This is a genomic window from Delftia sp. WSY_10 (assembly GCF_043104705.1).
In the GTDB taxonomy this organism is placed as follows: domain Bacteria; phylum Pseudomonadota; class Gammaproteobacteria; order Burkholderiales; family Burkholderiaceae_C; genus Comamonas; species Comamonas tsuruhatensis.
Genome location: NZ_JBICKY010000032.1, coordinates 249,873 through 272,793 on the forward strand (window position 1 = coordinate 249,873; position 22,921 = coordinate 272,793).

Here is a 22,921-nt window from a genome sequence, read left to right on the forward strand (position 1 = left end):
CATGCACTCCAGCTGCGGACCTGCGGACAGCCCGGCCGTGGCATCAGTCGCAATGCCGGGCGATGTAGGCCTTGACCTGCTCGGCGTCGGCCGGCAAGTCGGTCACGCGCTTGGGCAGGTCCTCGATGCCTTCGAACTTGGCCGGGCGATCGGGCAGGCGGCCCAGGGCCTCCTCGATGGTGGCGGCGAACTTGATGGGCAGTGCCGTCTCCAGCACGATCATGGGCACGCCGGCCTGCAGCTGCTCGCGCGCCACCTTGACGCCGTCGGCCGTGTGCGTGTCGATCATGGTGCCGAAGCGCTCGAAGGTATCCCGGATGGTGGCCAGGCGGTCGGCATGCGTGCTCTTGCCGCTGACGAAGCCGTAGCGGGCAGCAGCTTCCTGGAACAGCGGGTTGCCGCCCAGGTCGAAGCGGCCCTGGCGTGCCACGCCCTCGGCGAACAATTCGCGCGTGGCCTGTCCATCGCGACCCAGCAGGTCGAACACGAAGCGCTCGAAGTTGCTGGCCTTGGAGATGTCCATCGAGGGGCTCGATGTCTCGTAGGTGTGCTCGCTGCCGCGCACCACGTAGGCGCCCGTGCGGAAGAACTCGTCGAGCACGTCGTTCTCGTTGGTCGCCACCACCAGGCGTTCGATCGGCAGGCCCATCTGGCGCGCCACATGGCCGGCGCAGATGTTGCCGAAGTTGCCGCTGGGCACCGTGAAGCTGACCTTCTGGTCATTGCCCTGCGTGGCCTGCAGGTAGCCGGCGAAGTAGTAGACGACCTGGGCCAGCAGGCGGGCCCAGTTGATCGAGTTGACCGTGCCGATCTTGTACTTCGCCTTGAAGGCGTGGTCGTTGGAGACGGCCTTGACGATGTCCTGGCAGTCGTCGAACACGCCTTCGATGGCGATGTTGTGGATGTTGGCATCCTGCAGGCTGAACATCTGGGCCTGCTGGAAGGGGCTCATGCGGCCGCGCGGGCTGGTCATGAACACGCGCACGCCCTTTTTGCCGCGCATGGCGTACTCGGCGGCGCTGCCGGTGTCGCCGCTGGTGGCGCCCAGGATGTTCAGTTCCTCGCTACGGCGGCCCAGTTCGTACTCGAACAGGTTGCCCAGCAGCTGCATGGCCATATCCTTGAAGGCCAGCGTGGGGCCGTTGGACAGGGCTTCGAGCCACAGGCCGTCTTCCAGCGGGCGCAGCGGCGTGATCTCGGCCGTGCCGAACACCTGCTGCGTATAGGTCTTGGCGCACAGGGCGCGCAGATCCTCGGCCGGAATGTCGTCGATGTACAGGCTCAGGATCTCGAAGGCCAGGGCCGCGTAGCCCTGCTCCTTGTAGATGCTGCGCAGCTCGCCCAGGCGGGCGGCATCGATCTGCGGATAGCGCTCGGGCAGGTACAGCCCGCCATCGGGCGCCAGGCCCTCGAGCAGGATGTCGCAAAAGCGCTTGCGGTCCGCGTGGCCGCGCGTGGAAAGATAAAGCATGTCGCTTCCTCGTCAGTATTCTGTGAGACGGGGCGCGGCCGATGCCAGGGATGCCGAGCAAGGGCCGCCCCGCAGCGAGGGCGTCGTCCCCCTCCCGCGTGCGAGAGAGGGGGAAGCGGCGCAGCCGCTCAGGGGGTGTCTTAGTTCAACTCTTCCTTGCGGATGCGGTTGATAGGGGCCAGCACCGTGGGCAACTGCTGGATCTGCGCCAGGGCAGCATCCATGTCGCCTTCGCGCGTGGCGTGGGTCAGGATGATCAGGTCGGTCTGCGGCACGCCCTGGCTGCCTTCGCTGTCGCCGCTCACCTCGCCAGCCTCGCGCTGCAGCAGGGCATCGATGCTGATGCCGGCACCGGCGAGGATGCTGGTGATCTTGGCCAGCACGCCGGCTTCGTCGGCCACGCGGATGCGCAGGTAGTAGCTGGTGACCACCTCGCTCATGGGCAGCACGGGCAGCTCGCCACCTGCGGCGACCAGCGTGTTCGACTGGAAGGCCAGCGGGGGCACGCGGTGCTCGGGGTCGGCCGTGTGCAGGCGGGCAATGTCCACCAGGTCGGCAATCACGGCGCTGGCCGTGGGCTCGGAGCCCGCGCCCTTGCCGTAGTACAGCGTCGTGCCCACGGCGTCGCCATGGACGACGACGGCGTTCATCGCGCCTTCCACGTTGGCGATCAGGCGCTTGGTCGGCACCAGGCTGGGGTGCACGCGCAGCTCGATGCCCTTGTCCGTGCGCTTGGTGATGCCCAGCAGCTTGATGCGGTAGCCCAGTTGCTCGGCGTACTTGATGTCGGCCGCAGACAGCTTGGTAATGCCTTCCACATGCGCCTTGTCGAACTGCACGGGAATGCCGAAGGCGATGGCGCTCATCAGCGTGACCTTGTGGGCGGCGTCCACGCCTTCGATGTCGAAGGTCGGATCGGCTTCGGCATAGCCCAGGCGCTGGGCCTCCTTGAGCACCACGTCGAAGTCCAGGCCCTTGTCGCGCATCTCGGACAGGATGAAGTTGGTCGTGCCGTTGATGATGCCGGCCACCCACTGGATCTGGTTGGCCGTCAGGCCTTCGCGCAGCGCCTTGATGATGGGGATGCCACCGGCCACGGCCGCTTCGTAGGCCACCATCACGCCCTTCTCGGCGGCGGCCTTGAAGATTTCGCTGCCATGCACGGCCAGCAGGGCCTTGTTGGCCGTGACCACATGCTTGCCAGCGGCAATGGCCTCCAGCACCAGGGCCTTGGCAATGCCGTAGCCGCCGATCAGCTCGATCACCACGTCGATCTCGGGGTTGGCGATGATCTCGCGCGCATCGCCGACCACCTTGGCCGTGTCGCCCACGACGGAGCGTGCGCGTTCCGTATCCAGGTCGGCCACCATGGCAATCTCAATACCGCGGCCCGCGCGGCGGCGGATCTCTTCCTGGTTGCGCTGCAGCACGTTGAAGGTGCCGCTGCCCACGGTGCCAATGCCCAGAAGGCCTACTTGGATCGGTTTCATAAACTACTTGCCAGTCAAAAAATGCTGCGGCGCCCAGAGGGTGCGCGCCGGCAGCCGGTAAAAAGCGATGGTCGGCGCAAGGCCCTCTCCCCCGCCGGCCCCCGCACAGTTCAGCCGCGGTCCGTGCCGTGGCGCTTGCGGTATTTCTCGAGGAACACGGCCAGGCGGCGGATGGCCTCGCGCAGGTCGGTGTCGTGCGGCAGGAAGACGATGCGGAAATGGTCGGGGTGCGGCCAGTTGAAGCCTGTTCCCTGCACCAGCATGACCTTGGTCTCCTGCAGCACTTCCAGGAAGAACGCCTGGTCATCCTTGATCGGGTAGATCTCGGGGTCCAGGCGCGGGAACATGTACAGCGCGGCCTGCGGCTTGACGCAGCTCACGCCGGGGATTTCGGTGATCAGTTGGTAGGCCAGGTCGCGCTGCACGCGCAGCCGGCCGCCTTCCTGCACCAACTCGTCGATGCTCTGGTGTCCGCCCAGCGCCGTCTGCACGGCCCATTGGCCAGGCACATTGGCGCACAGGCGCATGTTGGAGAGCATGTTCAGGCCCTCGATATAGTCCTTGGCCGCCTTCTTGTCGCCCGAGACCACCATCCAGCCGGCGCGGTAGCCGCAGCTGCGATAGGCCTTGGACAGCGAGTTGAAGGTCAGCGTCAGCACATCGGTGGACAGGCTGGCCAGCGGCGTATGCACGACGTCGTCGTAGAGCACCTTGTCATAGACCTCGTCGGCGAAGATCACCAGGCCATGCTCGCGGGCCAGCGCCACGATGCTTTGCAGCAGCTGCTTGCTGTACAGGGCACCTGTCGGATTGTTGGGGTTGATGACGACGATGCCCTTGGTGCGCGGCGTGATCTTGGCGCGGATGTCGTCCAGGTCGGGCATCCAGCCGTTGGACTCGTCGCACATATAGTGCACGGGCGTGCCGCCGGACAGGCTGGTCACGGCGGTCCACAGCGGATAGTCGGGCGCCGGCAGCAGCATCTCGTCGCCGTCGTCCAGCAGCGCGTTCGTGGCCAGGCTGATCAGCTCGGATGCGCCATTGCCCAGGTAGATATCGTCCAGCGTCACGCCCAGGATGCCCTGGCGCTGGGTTTCGTGCATCACGGCCTTGCGCGCCGCGAAGATGCCCTTGCTGTCCGAGTAGCCTGCCGAATTGGGCAGGTTGCGGATCATGTCCTGCTGCACTTCCTCAGGAGCGTCGAAGCCGAACACGGCCAGATTGCCGATATTGAGCTTGATGATCTTCTGGCCGTCCTCTTCCATCTTCTTGGCCGCGTCCATGATGGGCCCGCGGATGTCATAACAGACGTTGGCTAGTTTTGCGGATTTGAGAACGGTTTTCATGCTGAGAATATGAAAGTGGCCGGCGCGGGCTTGCGGCCTTCATGCACGCCAAAGTGCCCCATGCACCCTGGTGAAACCTATAATTTGACCACAGTTCCGCAATGCAGCATCGCCCTGGCCCCGACCCATGTGGCGGCCACCCCCATCGCGCAGACCGCGCCACCCTCATCCATGAAATTCCACGCCGACAAATCCGAAGCACAGAGCATCACGGGCTATGGCCCCGGCTGGGTCGCCGTGGACCGGGAAAAGTTCGAACACAGCCTGCTTGTCGGCGCCAAAGGCCTGCGCCAGGCCTGGGACTGCGCCCGCTTCGAAGACCTGACGCCTGAGCATTTCGAGGCCCTGTCCCAGCTGGATGCAGAGGTCATCATCCTGGGCAGCGGCCAGCGCAACCGCTTCCCGCCAGCGGCCTGGCTGCGCCCGCTCATGGCCCGACGCATCGGCCTGGAAAGCATGGATACGCAGGCCGCGTGTCGCACCTACAACATCCTTGCCAGCGAAGGCCGTAACGTCGTCGCGGCCCTACTCTTGGAGTAGACTCCTGCCCCCCTGATTGGGAGAAATTCCGTTTTCAGGGTAAAATTGCAGGTTGCGGTTGGGGGCATTTCCGATAAAAGCAAAAACACAAACACGGCCCTCGGCATTTCAACGACTACACCCGAGAGATATAAGCGCATGGCGATCGTTGTCAACAAACCCCTTCCCGAATTTGAAGCCAACGCTACCGGCGGGATCAAGGTGACCAACACCTCCCACACGGGCCAGATTCTGATCCTGTATTTCTACCCCAAGGACAATACGCCTGGCTGCACCACCGAAGCCATGCAGTTCCGCGACAAGTACAAGGACTTCGTGAAAGCTGGCGCCACCGTGTTTGGCGTCTCGCGCGACAACATGAAGTCGCACGACGACTTCAAGGAAAAGCTGGAACTGCCGTTCGAGCTGATCGCCGATACGGAAGAGAAGATGTGCCACATGTTCGGCGTGGTCAAGAACAAGATCATGTACGGCAAGAAGGTGAAGGGCATCGAGCGCTCCACCTTCCTGGTCGGAGCCGATGGCCTGCTGGTGCAGGAATGGCGCGGCCTGAAGGTTCCCGGCCACGTTGATGAGGTGCTCAAGGCTGTCAAGACCCTGAAGGCATTGAAGCAGGCTGCCTGATAGCAACAATCCGACAGGTGACAGAGTGCCGGCCGACATATTCAGGCCGTCCGCCTATGCATAATGGGGCAATGCCTCTTAGCAAAGACGCTTTTCCCTGTCACCCCTCCAAAGCCGCCTCGGTTTCCAGGCGGCTTTGTGCTTTTTGATCCTTGTTGAGGAACGGTTCGTCCACCATGCCCCTGCCCCCCGCACCCGGCCGCCGTGCCGCCAAGCTCTCCCCCGAAGCCTTTCTTCCCGTGCGCGGTGCCCAGCACGCAGACCCCCTGCCCGCTGACGATCTTCCCGATGCAGTCGAGGCCGTAGCTGCCGCCGCGCCACGCAAGCGCAAGCCGGCCCCGGCCTCCGCCTCCAACACCACCACCACAGCCGCAAAGCCCGCACCGGCGCGCGGCCGCAGCACCAAGGCCGCATCACCGGCTCCTGCGCCCGCGACTGCAGCCCCTGCCAATCGGCAGCGCCGCGCAACCGACAAATCCAACGCAACGGCAGCGCCGTCCAGCGCCCGGTCGACCAAGAGGTCGGCCACGGAAGCCAAGCCGGCAGCACTGCTGGCAGCGCCGGTTCGCCCACGCCGCACGCGCACAGGCCCGAAGACGCTGTTCGTGCTCGACACCAACGTGCTGCTGCACGACCCGACCAGCCTGTTCCGCTTCGAGGAGCACGACATCTTCCTGCCCATGGTGGTGCTGGAAGAGCTCGACGGCCACAAGAAGGGCATGACCGAAGTGGCGCGCAACGGCCGCCAGGTCAGCCGCACGCTGGATTCACTGGTCGCCTCCCAGCCCTCCGAGACGCTGGACAAGGGCCTGCCGCTGAATGCCACGGGCCAGCGCAGCGCCACCGGCATGCTGTATTTCCAGACGGAACCGCTGGAGACCTCGTTGCCCGACAGCCTGCCCCAGGGCAAGGCGGACAACCAGATCCTGGGCGTGGTCGCCGCGCTGCGCAAGAAGTTCAGCGAGCGTGAAGTCGTGCTGGTGTCCAAGGACATCAACATGCGCGTCAAGGCACGCGCCCTGGGCCTTGCGGCCGAGGACTACCAGAACGACAAGGTACTGGACGACGGCGACCTGCTGTACGCAGGCGCCCTGGCCCTGCCCCAGGACTTCTGGGCCAAGGCCGGCAAGAACGTCGAAAGCTGGCAGGAAGGCGCCATCACCTACTACCGCATCAGCGGCGCCATCGTCGACCAGCTGATGATCAACCAGTTCGTCTACCACGAGGCACCGGGCGAGCCCAGCCTGTTCATGCGCGTGACCGAGATCCGCGACAAGACGGCCGTGCTCAAGACGCTCAAGGACTTCGGCAATCCCAAGTACGCCGTCTGGGGTGTCACGGCGCGCAACCGCGAACAGAACTTCGCGATGAACCTGTTGATGAACCCGGACATCGACCTGGTCACGCTGACCGGCACGGCCGGCACGGGCAAGACCCTGCTGGCCCTGGCCGCCGGCCTGTCCCAGGTGCTGGACGACCGCCGCTACACCGAGATCATCATGACGCGCGCCACGGTCAGCGTGGGCGAGGACATCGGCTTCCTGCCCGGCACCGAGGAAGAGAAGATGGGCCCCTGGATGGGCGCCCTCGACGACAACCTCGAATTCCTGGCCAAGGGCGATGGCGGCAATGCCGGCGAATGGGGCCGCGCCGCCACCAACGAGCTGATCCGCAGCCGCATCAAGATCAAGAGCATGAACTTCATGCGCGGCCGCACCTTCCTGAACAAGTACGTCATCATCGACGAGGCCCAGAACCTGACGCCCAAGCAGATGAAGACCCTGATCACGCGCGCCGGCCCCGGCACCAAGATCATCTGCATGGGCAATCTGGCGCAGATCGACACGCCCTACCTGACCGAGGGATCGTCGGGACTGACCTACGCCGTGGACCGCTTCAAGGGCTGGCCCCACAGCGGCCACATCACGCTGGCGCGCGGCGAGCGCTCGCGCCTGGCCGACTTCGCCAGCGAGGTGCTGTAAGCCATGGCGATCAGCTGGATCACGGCGCTGAAGCTGGTGCCCTGGGGCGATGTCATCGAGGCCACCCCCCAGGTCGTCAAGGCAGCCAAGAGCCTGCTGCGCAAAAAGGATGCGGAGCAGGCGGTCGTCGCGCAGCCGGCTGCAGCCGGCGAGCCGCTGGCAGCTCCGCGCTCGGCTGGCGAACAGGCTCTGCTGCTGATCCAGGCCCAGGAAGCCCGCATCACGCAGCTGGAGCAGTCACAGCGCCAGTCGCTGGAACTGATCGAGAAGCTGGCCGAGCAGAATGCCCAGATCGTGGCCACCGTGGGTGCGCTGCGCACGGGCGCCCAGCGGCTGGCCTGGGCCTGTGCCATCCTCGGCGCCTGCGTGGCAGGTCTGCTGATCCATGCCTGGCGTACATAGACCGCCCACTGCAAAAAACCAAACGGCCCCTCGGGGCCGTTTTTCATGGAAAGCCTGAAAGCCAAGCGCTGCAATCAGTACTCGTCGCCACCACCGTAGCCCACGGCCAGGTTCTCGAAGCGCGTCTGGTTTTTCTGGAAGAACAGCTTGACCGTGCCGGTCGGGCCGTTACGCTGCTTGCCGATGATGACTTCGGCGATGTTGGGCTCCTTGCTGTCCTTGTTGTAGTAGTCATCGCGGTAGATGAACATGATGATGTCGGCATCCTGCTCGATGGCGCCCGATTCGCGCAGGTCGGACATCATGGGGCGCTTGTCGGTGCGCTGCTCCACCGAACGGTTGAGCTGGGACAGGGCAATCACCGGGCACTGCAACTCCTTGGCCAGCATCTTCAAGCCCCGCGAAATCTCGCCCAGCTCGGTCGCACGGTTGTCGGAACTGGCGGCCGAACCCGAGCCGCTCATCAGCTGCAGATAGTCGACCACGATCAGGCCCAGCTTGCCGCAGGTACGCGCCAGGCGCCGCGCATTGGCGCGCAGCTCCGTAGGCGACAGGCCGGGCGTCTCGTCGATGTGCAGGGACACCGTGCGCAGCCGCTCGATGGCTTCCGTCAGGCGCGGCCACTCGTCATCGTTGAGCTTGCCCGTGCGCAGATTGCCCTGGTTGACGCGGCCGATGGAGCCGACGATACGCACCGCCAGCTGGGCCGCGCCCATTTCCATGGAGAAAATGGCGACCGGCAGGCCTTCGTTGAGCGCCACGTGCTCGGCGATATTCACCGCAAACGAGGTCTTGCCCATCGAGGGGCGTGCGGCCAGCACCACCAGGTCGCCAGCCTGCAGGCCACTGGTCATGCGGTCCAGATCGACGAAGCCCGTGGGCACGCCGGTCACGTCCATGGGGTTGTCGGCCATCTCCTGGACACGGTCCAGCAGGTCCACCACCAGCGTGTCGAGCGACTGGAAGCCCTGCTTGTTGCGCGCCCCCTCCTCGCCGATGGCCAGGATCTTCTGCTCGGCCTCGTCAAGGATGCGGTCCACCGTCTTGCCCTGCGGATTGAAGGCATTGGTGGCGATGTCATCACTGGCCGTCACCAGCTTGCGCAGGATGGAGCGCTCGCGCACGATCTCCGCGTAGCGCCGGATGTTGGTGGCACTGGGCACGTACTGCGCCAGCTGGTTCAGGTACAGCAGGCCGCCAATTTCCTCGGCCTTGCCCATGCCCTGCAAATGCTCGTACACCGTGATCACGTCGGCCGGCTTGCTGGCATTGATCAGCTTGCCGATGGCCTCGTAAATCAGCTTGTGCTCATGGCGGTAGAAATCACCATCCACCAGCAGATCGCCCACGCGGTCCCAGGCACTGTTGTCCAGAAGCAGGCCACCCAGCACGCTGGACTCGGACTCCATCGAATGCGGCGGCACGCGCAACTGCGCGACCTGCTGGTCGCCAGCGGGCAGCAGCGGTGCGAACGCATCATCGAGATCGAGCGGGGGCATTACGGACGACATGGAATTCCTGGAGATGAGCCCGCCATCGTAGCGGCTGGCAAAAGGCCGCGCCACCCGGCGTCATCACCCGGGCGCGGCAAAGCAAAAAGCCGCCCGAAGGCGGCTTTTTGGTGATACGGGACAAGCCCCGGATCAGGAGTGGTCGCCGTAGACCGACACCGACACTTCGACGCTGACGTCGGTGTGCAGTGCCACGACCACGGTGGCGTCGCCCACGGTCTTGATGGGACCGTTGACCAGGCGAACTTGCGACTTGGCAACGGCGAAACCGGCCTTGGTCAGTTCTTCGGCGATGTCGGCATTGGTCACCGAACCGAACAGGCGGCCGTCAACGCCAGCCTTCTGGGTCAGCTTGACGTTCACGCCGTTGAGCTTTTCGCCCAGTTGCTGGGCAGCAGCCAGCTTTTCAGCCGCTTGCTTTTCCAGTTCGGCGCGCTTGGCTTCGAACTCGGCCTTGGCGGAAGCCGTGGCGCGACGGGCAGCGCCCGTGGGGATCAGGAAGTTGCGGGCGTAGCCGTCCTTGACCTTGACGATATCGCCGAGGCCACCGAGGTTCACAACCTTGTCGAGCAGAATGACTTGCATGGGTTGTATTCCTTAGATCTTGTGCTGGTCAGAGTAAGGAACCAGAGCCAGGAAGCGGGCGCGCTTGATGGCAGTGTTCAACTGACGCTGGTAGATGGCGCGCGTGCCGGTCAGGCGAGCGGGGACGATCTTGCCGTTTTCACCGATGAAGTCACGCAGGGTGTCCACATCCTTGTAGTCGATTTCTTCGACGCCGGCGACGGTGAAGCGGCAGAAGCGCTTGCGCTTGAACAGCAGCGACTGCGTGTTGCGCTTGGGGCGCTTGTCCTTGTTGAATTTCTTGAACGTGGCCATTTCTGGACCTCTTGAAAATTAGTTTTGTTGAATGTCCTGGATGTGAAGAACCAGCAATTTGCCGTTGCGGGGCGTTGCCAGGAAGCCTTGGAACTTCCACTGGCTGCCGAGCGCCTGGCGGGCCAGCTTTTCAGCCAGCGCGCCAAAGGCCACCGCCTTGACAGATGCCGTCACGCTGCGCTCGCTTCCCGCCTCTTTCTGCCGCGACGCATGCTCGAGTCGCAGTTCAAGGGCTGGCAGCCCTGCCGGCGTGTAGCGCAGTGCTTGAAGCTCTGCGATGGCGGCCGTCAGTACAACGTGGTTCTCCACTCCTTCAGGTTCTGACAGGGCTGGGCTCAGGCCTGTTCGGTCTGGCTGGCCTTGCGGGCCTCTTCACGCTCGACGGTCTTCATCATCGAGGAAGGCGCAGTGTCGGCCTTCTTCTTCTGAACCGTCAGGTGACGCAGCACGGCATCGTTGAACTTGAAGGCATGCTCCAGCTCAGCCATCACAGCCTGGTCGGCTTCGATGTTCAGGCACAGGTAGTGGGCCTTGGCGAGCTTGTTGATCATGTAAGCCAGTTGGCGACGGCCCCAGTCTTCTTCGCGATGGACCTTGCCACCGCCAGCGGTGATCATGCCCTTGTAGCGTTCCAGCATGGCGGGAACCTGCTCGCTCTGATCCGGGTGGATCAACAAAACGATTTCGTAATGACGCATATCGACTCCTTTTGGGAAAACGCCGCCCACTGCGTCTTGTAGCGGTGCGGCAAGGCAAAGCATTGGATTCTAGCGCAGCCCTCTTCCATCTGTACACTTCGCACTGCCCGAGACCCCGGATCTGTGTGGGGCTTTTGCCCCGTCGCCCGGCTTTTGCCCTCACCGTGTACCTCTGCCGCGCGGATGCACATGCACAAAGCCCTTGAAAATACACCGATCCGCTCGCATCTCGATTCAAGATCGTGCAATCGCCCGGACTCCAGTCTGGCGACCGCTTTGTTTTGTAGCTGAAGTCTCTATCCATGTCTGAACAAAACTCCAACCCCTTGCAAGACGCAGCCCCGGAAGAAATCGAAGCCGCCATGGCGGCCAATGCAGCCGACGAGCTGCAGCGCCTGCAGGCCGAGCTGGCCGAACTCAAGGCCAAGAGTGCCGAGCTGGCAGACCAGTTCCTGCGCGCCAAGGCCGAGGCCGAGAATGTGCGCCGCCGCGCGGAAGACGAAGTCTCCAAGGCGCGCAAATTCGGCATCGAGAGCTTTGCCGAAAGCCTTCTGCCTGTCTGCGACAGCCTGGATGCCGCCCTGGCCATTCAACAGGCCACGCCGGAACAGCTGCGCGAAGGCGCCGACGCCACGCTGCGCCAGCTGACCTCGGCCCTTGAGCGCAACAAGGTCGTGACCATCAATCCGGCTGCCGGCGAGAAATTCGACCCCAACCTGCACCAGGCGATCAGCATGGTGCCTGCACAGCAGGAAGCCAACACCGTGGTGTCGGTGCTGCAAAAGGGCTACCTGATCGCCGACCGCATCCTGCGCCCGGCCCTCGTGACCGTGGCCCAGCCCCAGTAAGCGGGCACTCACGGCAGCACTGACAAAAAAGGGGACAAGCCCCTTGAAGCTGCGCGAGCCGGCCACAAGTTAGCAGTCATTCAAACATTTCACAGAACGCGGAGAGAACTCAAAATGGGAAAAATCATCGGTATTGACCTGGGCACCACCAATAGCTGCGTGGCCATCATGGACGGCAACACCACGCGCGTGATCGAGAACAGCGAAGGTGCGCGCACCACGCCGTCGATCATTGCGTACCAGGAAGACGGCGAGATCCTCGTCGGCGCCTCGGCCAAGCGCCAGGCGGTCACCAACCCCCGCAACACCATCTATGCCGCCAAGCGCCTGATCGGCCGCAAGTTCGACGAGAAGGAAGTGCAAAAGGACATCGACCTGATGCCCTACACCATCTCGCGTGCCGACAACGGCGACGCCTGGGTGGAAGTGCGCGGCCAGAAGCTGGCCCCGCCGCAGATTTCCGCCGAAGTGCTGCGCAAGATGAAGAAGACCGCCGAGGACTACCTGGGCGAGCCCGTGACCGAGGCCGTGATCACCGTGCCCGCTTACTTCAACGACGCCCAGCGCCAGGCCACCAAGGACGCCGGCCGCATCGCCGGCCTGGAAGTCAAGCGCATCATCAACGAACCCACGGCGGCGGCCCTGGCCTTCGGCCTGGACAAGACCGACAAGGGCGACCGCAAGATCGCCGTGTATGACCTGGGCGGCGGCACCTTTGACGTGTCCATCATCGAAATCGCCGATGTGGACGGCGAAAAGCAGTTCGAAGTGCTGTCGACCAACGGCGACACGTTCCTGGGCGGCGAAGACTTCGACCAGCGCATCATCGACTACATCATCACCGAGTTCAAGAAGGAACAGGGCGTCGATCTGTCCAAGGACGTGCTGGCCCTGCAGCGCCTGAAGGAAGCCGCCGAGAAGGCCAAGATCGAGCTGTCGAACTCGGCCCAGACCGACATCAACCTGCCCTACATCACGGCCGATGCCTCGGGTCCCAAGCACCTGAACATCAAGCTGACCCGCGCCAAGCTGGAAAGCCTGGTCGAGGACCTGATCGAGCGCACCATTGCGCCCTGCCGCACGGCCATCAAGGACGCAGGCGTGTCCGTGTCCGACATCGATGACGTCATCCTGGTCGGCGGCATGACCCGCATGCCCAAGGTGCAGGAAAAGGTCAAGGAATTCTTCGGCAAGGATCCCCGCAAGGACGTGAACCCCGACGAAGCCGTGGCCGTGGGCGCCGCCGTGCAGGGCCAGGTTCTGTCGGGTGACCGCAAGGACGTGCTGCTGCTGGACGTGACACCGCTGTCGCTGGGCATCGAGACGCTGGGTGGCGTGATGACCAAGATGATCACCAAGAACACCACCATCCCGACGAAGTTCGCACAGACCTTCTCGACGGCCGACGACAACCAGCCTGCCGTGACGATCAAGGTGTTCCAGGGCGAGCGCGAAATGGCTTCGGGCAACAAGATGCTGGGCGAGTTCAACCTCGAAGGCATCCCGCCGGCCGCGCGTGGTGTGCCCCAGATCGAAGTGGCCTTTGACATCGACGCCAACGGCATCCTGAACGTGTCCGCCAAGGACAAGGCATCGGGCAAGGAAAACAAGATCACCATCAAGGCGAACTCCGGCCTGTCCGAGGAAGAGATCCAGAAGATGGTCAAGGACGCCGAGCTGAACGCCGCCGACGACAAGAAGAAGCTGGAACTGGTCCAGGCCCGCAACCAGGGCGAGGCTGCCGTGCACAGCGTCAAGAAGAGCCTGGGCGAGCATGGCGACAAGCTCGACGCTGGCGAGAAGACCGCCATCGAGAGCGCCGTCAAGGACCTGGAAGAAGCGCTCAAGGGCGAGGACAAGGACGCCATCGACGCCAAGACCACGGCGCTGATGACGGTCAGCCAGAAGCTCGGCGAGAAGATGTACGCCGATGCACAGGCAGCGGGCGCCCCCGAGGCAGCCGCCGCCGCAGCAGCCGCCGGTGCTGCAGGCGCCTCGGCCGGTGCTGCAGCCGCTGACGACAACGTCGTCGACGCCGAAGTCAAGGAAGTCAAGAAGGACTGAACCCAGCGCGTGGTCCCTTGACGACCGCTTGCCGCCGCGCTCGGCCCTGCCAAGGGGCTGACGCGGCGTTCCTGTTCTCACTGACTGGCTAGCAAACACCATGTCCAAACGCGATTTTTACGAGGTCCTCGGCGTTGCCAAGAACGCCTCGGACGACGACATCAAGAAGGCTTATCGCAAGCTGGCGATGAAGTACCACCCTGACCGCAACCAGGGGGATGCCGCACGCGAGGCGGAAGAGAAATTCAAGGAGGCCAAGGAGGCCTACGAGATGCTCTCCGACAGCAACAAACGCGCGGCCTACGATCAGTACGGCCACGCAGGCGTGGACCCCAACCGCGGCATGGGCGGCGGCGCAGAAGGCTTTGGCGGCTTTGCCGAGGCCTTTGGCGACATCTTCGGCGACATGTTCAACCAGGGCGGGCGGCGCGGCGGCGCAGGTGGCGGCCGCCAGGTCTACCGTGGCAACGACCTCAGCTATGCCATGGAGATCACGCTGGAAGAGGCGGCCCACGGCAAGGATGCGCAGATACGCATCCCCAGCTGGGACAGCTGCGACACCTGCCACGGCAGCGGCGCCAAGCCCGGCACCAGCGCCAAGACCTGCACCACCTGCAACGGCATGGGCAGCGTGCAGATGCGCCAGGGCTTCTTCAGCGTGCAGCAGACCTGCCCGCACTGCCGAGGCACCGGCAAGATCATTCCCGAACCCTGCACCAGCTGCGGCGGCCAGGGCAAGGTCAAGCGCCAGAAGACGCTGGAAGTGAAGATTCCCGCAGGCATCGACGACGGCATGCGCATCCGCTCCTCGGGCAATGGCGAACCCGGCACCAATGGCGGGCCTGCAGGCGATCTCTACATCGAGATCCGCATCAAGGACCACGACATCTTCGAGCGCGATGGCGACGATCTGCACTGCAACGTGCCCGTGAGCTTCATCACGGCGGCGCTGGGTGGCGAGATCGAGGTACCCACCCTCTCGGGCAAGGCGGCCATCGACATCCCCGAAGGCACCCAGGCCGGCAAGCAGTTCCGCCTGCGCGGCAAGGGCATCAAGGGCGTGCGCTCCAGCTACCCCGGTGACCTGTACTGCCACATCGTGGTCGAGACGCCCGTCAAGCTGACCGAGTACCAGCGCAAGCTGCTGCGCGAGCTGGAGGAATCGCTCAAGAAGGGCGGCGCCAAGCATTCGCCCAGCGGCGAGAGCTGGACCGACAGGCTCAAGAGCTTCTTCAGTTGATGCAGCACTGAGCCCCCAACAAAAACGCCTCTTCCGAGGCGTTTTTCATTGGTGCATCCTCAACAGGGCTCAGGGAGCGGGTTTGGCCTTCCAGGCCGCCGCCTGCCGCTCGGCACGTGCGCGCTCTGCCGCGCTCAGCGGCTGGGCCATGCTGTCGCGCTTGGCCGCCAGAGAGCTGTCCTTGCCCGCTGCCAGCAGCATCCAGAAATAGGCCTGCGACGGGCTGCGCTCCACGCCCTTGCCCGAGGAATAGAGGCTGGCCAGATTGGACTGCGCCAGCGCGTCGCCCTGCTGGGCGGCACGCTCCAGCCAGCGCGCGGCCTGCTTGTCGCTGGCAGGCACGCCCTGGCCATTGGCATACAGAACGCCCAGGTTGGACTGGGCTGCGGCACTGCCCTGCTCGGCCGCCTTCTCCAGCCAGTGTGCGGCCTGCGCCATGTCGCGATCGACCACGCCACCCTCGGCATAGAGCATGCCGGCGTTGAATTGCGCATCGACATGGCCCTGGCCTGCCGCCGCCACGAACCAGCGCAGCGCCTGCGCCACATCCTCGGCCACGCCCCGGCCCGTGGCATACATCACGCCCAGGCTGTACTGGCCGGCCGCCTCCCCCTGTTCGGCCGAGCGCTGGAACCATTGCACGGCCTGGACGGGATCCTTGGCGGCTCCGCGCCCTTCGGCCAGCATCAGGCCCAGGTTGTTCTGTGCCACGGCATCACCCTGCTCGGCCGCCTTGCGATACCACTGCACGGCCTGCGCATCGTCGCGCACCACGCCACGGCCATTGGCGTACATCAAACCCAGGTCGGACTGAGCCGGCGCATAGCCTTGCTGGGCCGATTTCTCATACCACCGGGCGGCAGTCTCCGCATCCAGGGCAACGCCCTGGCCGCGCTTGTACAGCGAGCCCAGCGCGTACTGGGCGCTGGCCTCGCCCTGCTCGGCATGCTGCTGCAGCGCTGCAAGCTCGGCAGCGCTCAGGCCGGACTCACCCTTGGACGCGCCGCCACCTGCGGCTGCAGCTGCAGCCCCCGCTGCGGCAGCGCCGCCCACCACGCCTGCAGCGGCGGCCGCCTTGGCAGGTGCGCTGCGGGTGGTGGCAGGTGCCGGCTTGCCCTTGGATTTGACGGCGGTCTTGCCTGTCGGCCTCGCAGCTGCCTTGGCCGCAGGCTTGGCGGGGGCCTTCGCGCCGCTCTTGGCCGTGTTCTTCGCCGGTGGCTGCGGCTTGGCAGACGCCGGGACGGCCATGCAGGACAGGGCTGCGGCCAGCAGCAATGACAGGCCTGCAGGCAGGGCTCGCAGGCCCGTCGGGTATCGATCGTTCATATGCTCTTATTTTTGCAGCAATCCATGCAGGCGACTGGCGCAAAGATTGACAAATTCTTTCAGTATGCAACCGGCGTTCCGGCGGGCATGGCTGCCCGCAGCCATCGCCACGAGGCATGACCCCCATCTCCATGAAATCGCACGACATCACCAAAGACATCGCGCTTGAAGATGACAGATCGATGACTTGTGCGAGAAAATCCATCCAACTTCTCCTAATGAGAAGCCTGAACCCCACCACATGAAGAATTCAGAGCGCAGTTTTGCACGGCGCATAGACCTTACCTCCTTGCAGCTGTTCGTGGCTGTCTGCGAACTTGGCAGCATCGGACGAGCGGCAGAGCGCGAGTTCATCGCCGCTTCGGCGGTGAGCAAGCGCCTGTCCGACCTCGAGGCCACCGTGGACACGGCCCTGCTGTATCGCCACAGCCGTGGCGTGACACTCACTCCTGCCGGCGAAAGCCTGCTGCACCACGCGCGCAACGTGCTGTATGGCCTGGAGCGCATGCAGGGCGAGCTGTCCGAGTACGCCGATGGCGTGCGCGGCCATGTACGCATCCACGCCAATATGTCGGCCATCGTGCAGTTCCTGCCGGAAGACCTGGGCGTCTTCGCGCGCAAGCATGGCCAGGTCAAGATCGACCTGCAGGAGCAGCTCAGCCCCGCCGTGCTGGCGGCGGTGCAGGAAGGCACGGCCGACATCGGCATCTGCTCCATGGCATACATGCCGCTGGGCAATGGCCAGGCCACTCCCGCGCTGCAGCACCGCCCCTACCGCGAGGACCGGCTGGTCGTCGTGGTGCCCGAGCAGCACGCGCTGGCGCACAGCGACAGCGTGGCCTTTGCCGATGTGCTCGAATGGGACATCGTCAGCCTGCAGGCCGGCTCCTCCATCAGCCTGGCCATGCGTGCGGCTGCGGCCCAGGCCGGGCATGCGCTGCACCAGCGCATCCAGGTCACCAGCCTGGATGCCATGTGCCGCATGATCGACAACGGCCTGGGCGTGGGACTGATCCCCGACCGCGCCTTCGAGCTCATGCACGGCGTGGGCCATCTGCGCGCCCTGGAGCTCAGCGACGACTGGGCACGGCGCGAGCTGAGCATCGTGGCGCGCGACTTCGACGCGCTACCCGTTACGGCCCGCCTGCTGGTCGAGCACCTGAGCCCGCCGGCCAGCGCATCCTGAAGGCCCCTTGGCCCCCGGATGCACATCCAAGAATTTCCCCACGACACCAACCATTCGAGAACGCCATGGGACGCACCCTCTACGACAAGATCTTCGACGAGCATGTCATCCACACCGAGGATGACGGCACCGCCGTCCTCTACATCGACCGCCACCTGGTGCACGAAGTCACCAGCCCCCAGGCCTTCGAAGGCCTGCGCATGGCCGGCCGCAAGCTGTGGCGCATCAGCTCCGTGGTGGCCACGGCCGACCACAACACACCCACCGACGGCTGGGAGCGCGGCTATGACGGCATTGCCGACCCCATCAGCAAGGAACAGATCACCACGCTGAACACCAACATCGGCGAGTTCGGCTCTGCGGCCTTCTTTCCCTTCATGGACAAGGGCCAGGGCATCGTCCACGTCATGGGTCCCGAGCAAGGCGCCACCCTGCCCGGCATGACCGTGGTCTGCGGCGACAGCCACACGTCCACGCATGGCGCCTTCGGCGCACTGGCCCACGGCATCGGCACCTCCGAAGTCGAGCACGTGATGGCCACCCAGACCCTGCTGGCCAAGAAGGCCAAGAACATGCTGATCAACGTCAGCGGCAAGGCGGCGCCCGGCATCACGGCCAAGGACATCGTGCTGGCCATCATCGGCAAGATCGGCACGGCCGGCGGCACGGGCTACACCATCGAGTTCGCAGGCGAGGCCATCCGCGACCTGAGCATGGAAGGCCGCATGACGGTCTGCAACATGGCCATCGAAGGCGGCGCGCGCGCCGGCCTGGTGGCCGTGGACGATAAGACCATCCAGTACGTCAAGGGCCGCCCGCTGGCCCCCACCGGCGCCGAATGGGACGCCGCCGTCGCCTACTGGAAGACGCTGCACTCCGATGCCGATGCGAAGTTCGACCGCGTGGTCGAGCTGCAGGCCAGCGAGATCGTGCCGCAGGTCACCTGGGGCACCTCGCCCGAAATGGTGCTGGGCGTGGATGCCCGCGTGCCCGATCCCGACAAGGAAAAGGATGCCAGCAAGCGCGGCGCCATCGAGCGCGCGCTGACCTACATGGCGCTGGAACCCGGCAAGGCCATCGACGACATCTTCGTGGACAAGGTCTTCATCGGCTCGTGCACCAACAGCCGCATCGAAGACATGCGCGAAGCCGCCGCCGTGGTCAAGAAGCTGGGCCAGAAGGTGGCACGCAACATCAAGCTGGCCATGGTGGTGCCCGGATCGGGCCTGGTCAAGGAGCAGGCCGAGCGCGAAGGCCTGGACCAGATCTTCAAGGCGGCAGGCTTTGAATGGCGCGAACCCGGCTGCTCCATGTGCCTGGCCATGAATGCCGACCGCCTGGAGCCCGGCGAGCGCTGCGCCTCCACCAGCAACCGCAACTTCGAAGGCCGCCAGGGCGCGGGCGGACGCACCCACCTGGTGAGCCCCGCCATGGCCGCTGCCGCGGCCATCCACGGCCACTTCGTGGACATCCGCAGATTCTCCTGAACCCGCAACTGCCCCCGCCAGCACACCATGAAGCCTTCCTTCTCGATCCTCCTGATCGGCCTGGCCTTCACCCTGGCCGCCTGCAATACCGTCAAGGGCATTGGCCAGGACGTGCAAAGCGCGGGCAGCGCCATCGAACGCGCCGCCCGCTGAACCCTGAATTCGATACTGCCATGCAACAATTCACCGTGCACAAGGGCCTTGTCGCCCCCATGGACCGCGAGAACGTCGACACCGACGCCATCATTCCCAAGCAGTTCCTCAAGTCGATCAAGAAGACCGGCTTCGGTGTGAACCTGTTCGACGAGTGGCGCTACCTGGACCATGGCGAACCCGGCCAGGACCCGGCCTCGCGCAAGCCCAACCCCGACTTCGTGCTCAATCAGCCGCGCTATGCGGGCGCCTCCATCCTGGTCGCACGCAAGAACTTCGGCTGCGGCTCCAGCCGCGAGCACGCGCCCTGGGCCCTGGACCAGTACGGCTTTCGCGCCATCCTGGCACCCAGCTTCGCCGACATCTTCTTCAACAACTGCTTCAAGAACGGCCTGCTGCCCATCGTGCTGCCCGAAGCCACGATCGACATGCTGTTCAACGAGATCGCCGCCTTCCCCGGCTACGAGCTGACCATCGACCTGGACCGCCAGGTGATCGTGCGCCCGCAGGGCGAGGAGATCCCCTTCGACGTCATTGCCTTCCGCAAGTACTGCCTGCTCAACGGTTTTGACGACATCGGCCTGACCCTGCGCCATGCCGACAAGATCCGCGCCTACGAGGCCGAGCGCCTGGCCACCAAGCCCTGGCTGGCCCACACGCTGGTGCAGCGCTGATCGATCTCCACTTGCGCGCATCAATGGGCCGCAGGCGTTGCTGAACCAGCCGCCGGCGGCCTTCCACCATCCGAACAGTCTCTCAAAAGGAACACCATGAAAATCGCAGTCTTGCCCGGTGATGGCATCGGCCCCGAAATCGTTGCGGAAGCCGTGAAGGTGCTGGGCGCCCTGGGCCTGGACTTCGACATGCAGACCGCCCCCGTGGGCGGCGCTGCCTACGAAGCTGCCGGCCACCCGCTGCCCGAATCCACGCTGAAGCTGGCCATGGAGTCCGACGCCGTGCTGTTCGGCGCCGTGGGCGACTGGAAGTACGACACGCTGGACCGCCCGCTGCGCCCCGAGCAGGCCATCCTGGGCCTGCGCAAGCACATGGGTCTGTTTGCCAACTTCCGCCCGGCCATCTGCTATGCGGAGCTGACCCATGCCTCCAGCCTCAAGCCCGAACTGGTCGCAGGCCTGGACATCCTCATCATCCGCGAGCTGACCGGCGACATCTACTTCGGCCAGCCGCGCGGCCGCCGCGTGGCCACCGACGGCCACTTCCCCGGCGCCGAGGAAGCCTTCGACACCATGCGCTACTCCAAGCCCGAGATCGAGCGCATCGCCCACGTGGCCTTCCAGGCCGCGCAAAAGCGCAGCAAGCGCGTGACCAGCGTGGACAAGGCCAACGTGCTGGAAACCTTCCAGTTCTGGAAGGACGTGGTCACCGAGGTGGGCCAGCAGTACCCCGACGTGCAACTGGACCACATGTACGTGGACAACGCCGCCATGCAACTGGTCAAGGAGCCCAAGCGCTTCGACGTGGTGGTCACGGGCAATATGTTTGGCGACATCCTGTCCGATGAAGCCTCCATGCTCACCGGCTCCATCGGCATGCTGCCCTCCGCCTCGCTCAACGCCAAGGGCCAGGGTCTGTACGAGCCCAGCCATGGCTCGGCCCCCGACATTGCGGGCAAGGGCATTGCCAATCCGCTGGCCACCATCCTGTCGGCTGCGATGATGCTGCGCTTCTCGCTGAACCAGGAGGCTGCTGCACAGCGTATCGAAGCCGCCGTGCAAAAGGTCCTGGCCCAGGGCCTGCGCACGGCCGACATCCACAGCGAAGGCACGACCAAGGTCTCCACCCGCGAGATGGGCGATGCCGTGGTGGCCGCGCTGGCCTGACGTCCACGACAGCCGCGAGCCTCCGGGCTTGCGGCTGCCCTGCCTGACCAGGATTTTCCAGAACTTGGCAAAGCGTCAAAACAGACGTCTGCTTTTCGCCATTTCGACGAAGATATTCATCAAACAGACATTCTCTTTCCTGGCGTATTCGCTAGAATGACTGCTCTTATGTTTGCCGCCCGCCCGTTCCTCCTGCTGAACATTGCACCCGCCGCCCAGGCTGGTGTGGCCGTGCGCGCAATCACATCCACAACCATTACGACAATCAAAGGCTGACCCAGCCCGGTTCGTCGTGCGCCCTCACCTGGCCCAGACGAGCCGGGCGACAACAGTCTTGATCCAGCACTGTTTTCACACTGAAAGGGCGTTTCAAAAATGAGCAAGCAATTGGTAGGCCTGGTGGGCTGGCGCGGCATGGTCGGCTCCGTGCTGATGGACCGCATGCAGGCAGAGGGCGATTTCGACCTGATCGAGCCCGTTTTCTTCTCCACCTCCAACGCCGGCGGCAAGGCCCCGGCCATGGCGAAGACCCACACCGAGCTGCGCAATGCCAACGACATTGCCGAGCTGTCCAAGTGCGACATCATCATCACCTGCCAGGGCGGTGACTACACCAAGGAAGTCTTCCCCCAGCTGCGCGCCTCGGGCTGGAACGGCCACTGGATCGATGCCGCATCGTCGCTGCGCATGGAAGGCGATGCCGTCATCGTGCTCGACCCCGTCAATGAAGGCCTGATCCAGTCCAAGCTCGCCGCGGGCGGCAAGAACTGGATTGGCGGCAACTGCACCAACTCCATCCTGCTGATGGGCCTGGGCGGCCTGTTCAAGGCCGGTCTCGTGGAATGGGTCAGCTCCATGACCTACCAGGCAGCCTCCGGTGGCGGCGCCAACCACATGCGCGAACTGCTCAAGGGCATGGGCGTGGTGCATGCGGCCGTGGCCGACGAGCTGGCCACGCCCGCCTCCGCCATCCTGGATATCGACCGCAAGGTGGCCCAGACCATCCGCACCGATGTGCCCACCGAATTCTTCGGCGCGCCTCTGGCTGGCGGCCTGATCCCCTGGATCGACGCACAGCTGGACAACGGCCAGTCCAAGGAAGAGTGGAAGGGCCAGGCCGAGGTCAACAAGATCCTGGGCACGGAGCAGACCATTCCCGTCGACGGCCTGTGCGTGCGCATCGGCGCCATGCGCTGCCACAGCCTGGCGCTGACCCTCAAGCTCAAGAAGGACCTGCCCCTGCAGGAGCTGGAAGCCATCATCAAGTCCGGCAACCCCTGGGTGAAGTGGGTGCCCAATGAACGCGCCATTACCGTCAAGGAACTGACGCCCGCCGCCATCACCGGCGGCCTGGAAGTCGGCGTGGGCCGCGTGCGCAAGCTGAACATGGGCCCCGAATACCTGTCGGCCTTCGTGATCGGCGACCAACTGCTGTGGGGCGCCGCCGAGCCGCTGCGCCGCATGCTGCGCATCCTGCTGGCCGCCTGAGCACCGCCGGCTTGAGCCAACACAAAAAGCGCCATGTCCTGGCCCGGGACATGGCGCTTTTTTCGGCTTTAAACCCTGTGCGATTGGGCACAATGCCCAAGTCTCTTGTCCCCTGACTGTAGGCGGTTGCCTACAATCACCGAAGATACATTGTGTTTCTTCTCGTTGCCGTTCGACAACAACTGGCAGCGTTCACCGGCAACCAGACGCTTGCGATCCTATAGCGTGGCCGACAATGCGACCCAAGCACCTTGGTATATGGCGTGCCATCTATCCCCGGGTAAATTTCAATTACATGTGCAAACGCGGGCATCCTCACAATAACAATAGTGCCCGCCCAATTGC

22 protein-coding genes are annotated in these 22,921 nt (G+C 64.5%); 13 read left to right on the forward strand and 9 right to left on the reverse strand.

Annotated features, from left to right (window positions below):
• Positions 1-43: 43 nt before the first annotated feature.
• From thrC to ACF8ML_RS14930, 3 genes are all read right to left on the reverse strand, one after another.
• Complete coding sequence (thrC, locus tag ACF8ML_RS14920; RefSeq protein WP_047326626.1) at positions 44-1,471, reverse strand: threonine synthase; 1,428 nt, start codon at positions 1,469-1,471, stop codon at positions 44-46.
• A gap of 140 nt (positions 1,472-1,611) precedes the next feature.
• Positions 1,612-2,961: a homoserine dehydrogenase gene (locus ACF8ML_RS14925; RefSeq protein ID WP_016447749.1), complete on the reverse strand. Its 1,350-nt coding sequence runs from the start codon at positions 2,959-2,961 to the stop codon at positions 1,612-1,614.
• Positions 2,962-3,071: 110 nt separating this feature from the next.
• Positions 3,072-4,307 (reverse strand): pyridoxal phosphate-dependent aminotransferase, encoded by a 1,236-nt coding sequence (locus tag ACF8ML_RS14930; protein WP_016447750.1) that lies wholly within the window; start codon positions 4,305-4,307, stop codon positions 3,072-3,074.
• Between the two features lie 171 nt (positions 4,308-4,478).
• Here ACF8ML_RS14930 and ACF8ML_RS14935 point away from each other — a divergent pair, with 171 nt between their 5' ends.
• From ACF8ML_RS14935 to ACF8ML_RS14950, 4 genes are all read left to right on the forward strand, one after another.
• A complete protein-coding gene (locus ACF8ML_RS14935) occupies positions 4,479-4,847 on the forward strand; it encodes an Mth938-like domain-containing protein (RefSeq protein WP_017407848.1) in 369 nt (122 codons plus the stop codon).
• A 138-nt stretch (positions 4,848-4,985) separates the two neighbouring features.
• Positions 4,986-5,471, forward strand: a complete 486-nt coding sequence (locus tag ACF8ML_RS14940) for a peroxiredoxin (protein WP_012207021.1) — start codon at positions 4,986-4,988, stop codon at positions 5,469-5,471.
• Between the two features lie 176 nt (positions 5,472-5,647).
• Positions 5,648-7,453, forward strand: coding sequence for a PhoH family protein (locus ACF8ML_RS14945; protein WP_047326625.1), 1,806 nt, complete (start codon positions 5,648-5,650; stop codon positions 7,451-7,453).
• Positions 7,454-7,456: 3 nt separating this feature from the next.
• Positions 7,457-7,855, forward strand: coding sequence for a hypothetical protein (locus ACF8ML_RS14950; RefSeq protein ID WP_047326624.1), 399 nt, complete (start codon positions 7,457-7,459; stop codon positions 7,853-7,855).
• A 74-nt stretch (positions 7,856-7,929) separates the two neighbouring features.
• On the opposite strand, the gene dnaB is transcribed toward ACF8ML_RS14950, so the two are convergent.
• From dnaB to rpsF, 5 genes are all read right to left on the reverse strand, one after another.
• Positions 7,930-9,366: a replicative DNA helicase gene (gene dnaB / locus ACF8ML_RS14955; RefSeq protein WP_016447754.1), complete on the reverse strand. Its 1,437-nt coding sequence runs from the start codon at positions 9,364-9,366 to the stop codon at positions 7,930-7,932.
• A gap of 132 nt (positions 9,367-9,498) precedes the next feature.
• On the reverse strand, positions 9,499-9,951 hold the full coding sequence (gene rplI / locus ACF8ML_RS14960; RefSeq protein ID WP_016447755.1) for a 50S ribosomal protein L9: 453 nt from the start codon (positions 9,949-9,951) through the stop codon (positions 9,499-9,501).
• A gap of 12 nt (positions 9,952-9,963) precedes the next feature.
• Positions 9,964-10,245 (reverse strand): 30S ribosomal protein S18, encoded by a 282-nt coding sequence (rpsR, locus tag ACF8ML_RS14965; protein ID WP_012207026.1) that lies wholly within the window; start codon positions 10,243-10,245, stop codon positions 9,964-9,966.
• Between the two features lie 18 nt (positions 10,246-10,263).
• The gene (priB, locus tag ACF8ML_RS14970; protein ID WP_016451191.1) at positions 10,264-10,554 is read right to left on the reverse strand and encodes a primosomal replication protein N; all 291 of its coding nucleotides are present in this window, start codon (positions 10,552-10,554) and stop codon (positions 10,264-10,266) included.
• Between the two features lie 26 nt (positions 10,555-10,580).
• Entirely contained in the window at positions 10,581-10,943 is a 363-nt protein-coding gene (rpsF, locus tag ACF8ML_RS14975; RefSeq protein ID WP_012207028.1) for a 30S ribosomal protein S6, read from the reverse strand.
• 302 nt (positions 10,944-11,245) lie between these two features.
• Between rpsF and grpE the strand changes: the two genes are divergently transcribed.
• The 3 genes from grpE (at position 11,246) to dnaJ (ending at position 15,095) form a co-directional block, all read left to right on the forward strand.
• Complete coding sequence (gene grpE, locus ACF8ML_RS14980; protein WP_016447757.1) at positions 11,246-11,791, forward strand: nucleotide exchange factor GrpE; 546 nt, start codon at positions 11,246-11,248, stop codon at positions 11,789-11,791.
• 114 nt (positions 11,792-11,905) lie between these two features.
• On the forward strand, positions 11,906-13,855 hold the full coding sequence (gene dnaK, locus ACF8ML_RS14985; protein WP_016447758.1) for a molecular chaperone DnaK: 1,950 nt from the start codon (positions 11,906-11,908) through the stop codon (positions 13,853-13,855).
• A 100-nt stretch (positions 13,856-13,955) separates the two neighbouring features.
• A complete protein-coding gene (dnaJ, locus tag ACF8ML_RS14990) occupies positions 13,956-15,095 on the forward strand; it encodes a molecular chaperone DnaJ (RefSeq protein ID WP_017405356.1) in 1,140 nt (379 codons plus the stop codon).
• Between the two features lie 69 nt (positions 15,096-15,164).
• On the opposite strand, the gene ACF8ML_RS14995 is transcribed toward dnaJ, so the two are convergent.
• Positions 15,165-16,421 (reverse strand): tetratricopeptide repeat protein, encoded by a 1,257-nt coding sequence (locus ACF8ML_RS14995; RefSeq protein ID WP_223275145.1) that lies wholly within the window; start codon positions 16,419-16,421, stop codon positions 15,165-15,167.
• A gap of 241 nt (positions 16,422-16,662) precedes the next feature.
• On the opposite strand from ACF8ML_RS14995, the gene ACF8ML_RS15000 reads away from it, so the two are divergent.
• The 6 genes from ACF8ML_RS15000 to asd all read left to right on the forward strand — a co-directional run bounded on the left by ACF8ML_RS15000 (position 16,663) and on the right by asd (position 22,576).
• The gene (locus tag ACF8ML_RS15000; RefSeq protein WP_016447761.1) at positions 16,663-17,607 is read left to right on the forward strand and encodes a LysR substrate-binding domain-containing protein; all 945 of its coding nucleotides are present in this window, start codon (positions 16,663-16,665) and stop codon (positions 17,605-17,607) included.
• Between the two features lie 65 nt (positions 17,608-17,672).
• Positions 17,673-19,094: a 3-isopropylmalate dehydratase large subunit gene (gene leuC, locus ACF8ML_RS15005; RefSeq protein ID WP_016447762.1), complete on the forward strand. Its 1,422-nt coding sequence runs from the start codon at positions 17,673-17,675 to the stop codon at positions 19,092-19,094.
• Positions 19,095-19,121: 27 nt separating this feature from the next.
• Positions 19,122-19,247, forward strand: a complete 126-nt coding sequence (locus ACF8ML_RS15010) for an entericidin A/B family lipoprotein (protein WP_012207035.1) — start codon at positions 19,122-19,124, stop codon at positions 19,245-19,247.
• Positions 19,248-19,267: 20 nt separating this feature from the next.
• Positions 19,268-19,921 (forward strand): 3-isopropylmalate dehydratase small subunit, encoded by a 654-nt coding sequence (gene leuD / locus ACF8ML_RS15015; RefSeq protein WP_016447763.1) that lies wholly within the window; start codon positions 19,268-19,270, stop codon positions 19,919-19,921.
• Between the two features lie 96 nt (positions 19,922-20,017).
• Positions 20,018-21,088, forward strand: coding sequence for a 3-isopropylmalate dehydrogenase (gene leuB / locus ACF8ML_RS15020; protein ID WP_016447764.1), 1,071 nt, complete (start codon positions 20,018-20,020; stop codon positions 21,086-21,088).
• Positions 21,089-21,463: 375 nt separating this feature from the next.
• A complete protein-coding gene (gene asd, locus ACF8ML_RS15025; protein ID WP_016447765.1) occupies positions 21,464-22,576 on the forward strand; it encodes an aspartate-semialdehyde dehydrogenase in 1,113 nt (370 codons plus the stop codon).
• Positions 22,577-22,921: the final 345 nt, after the last annotated feature.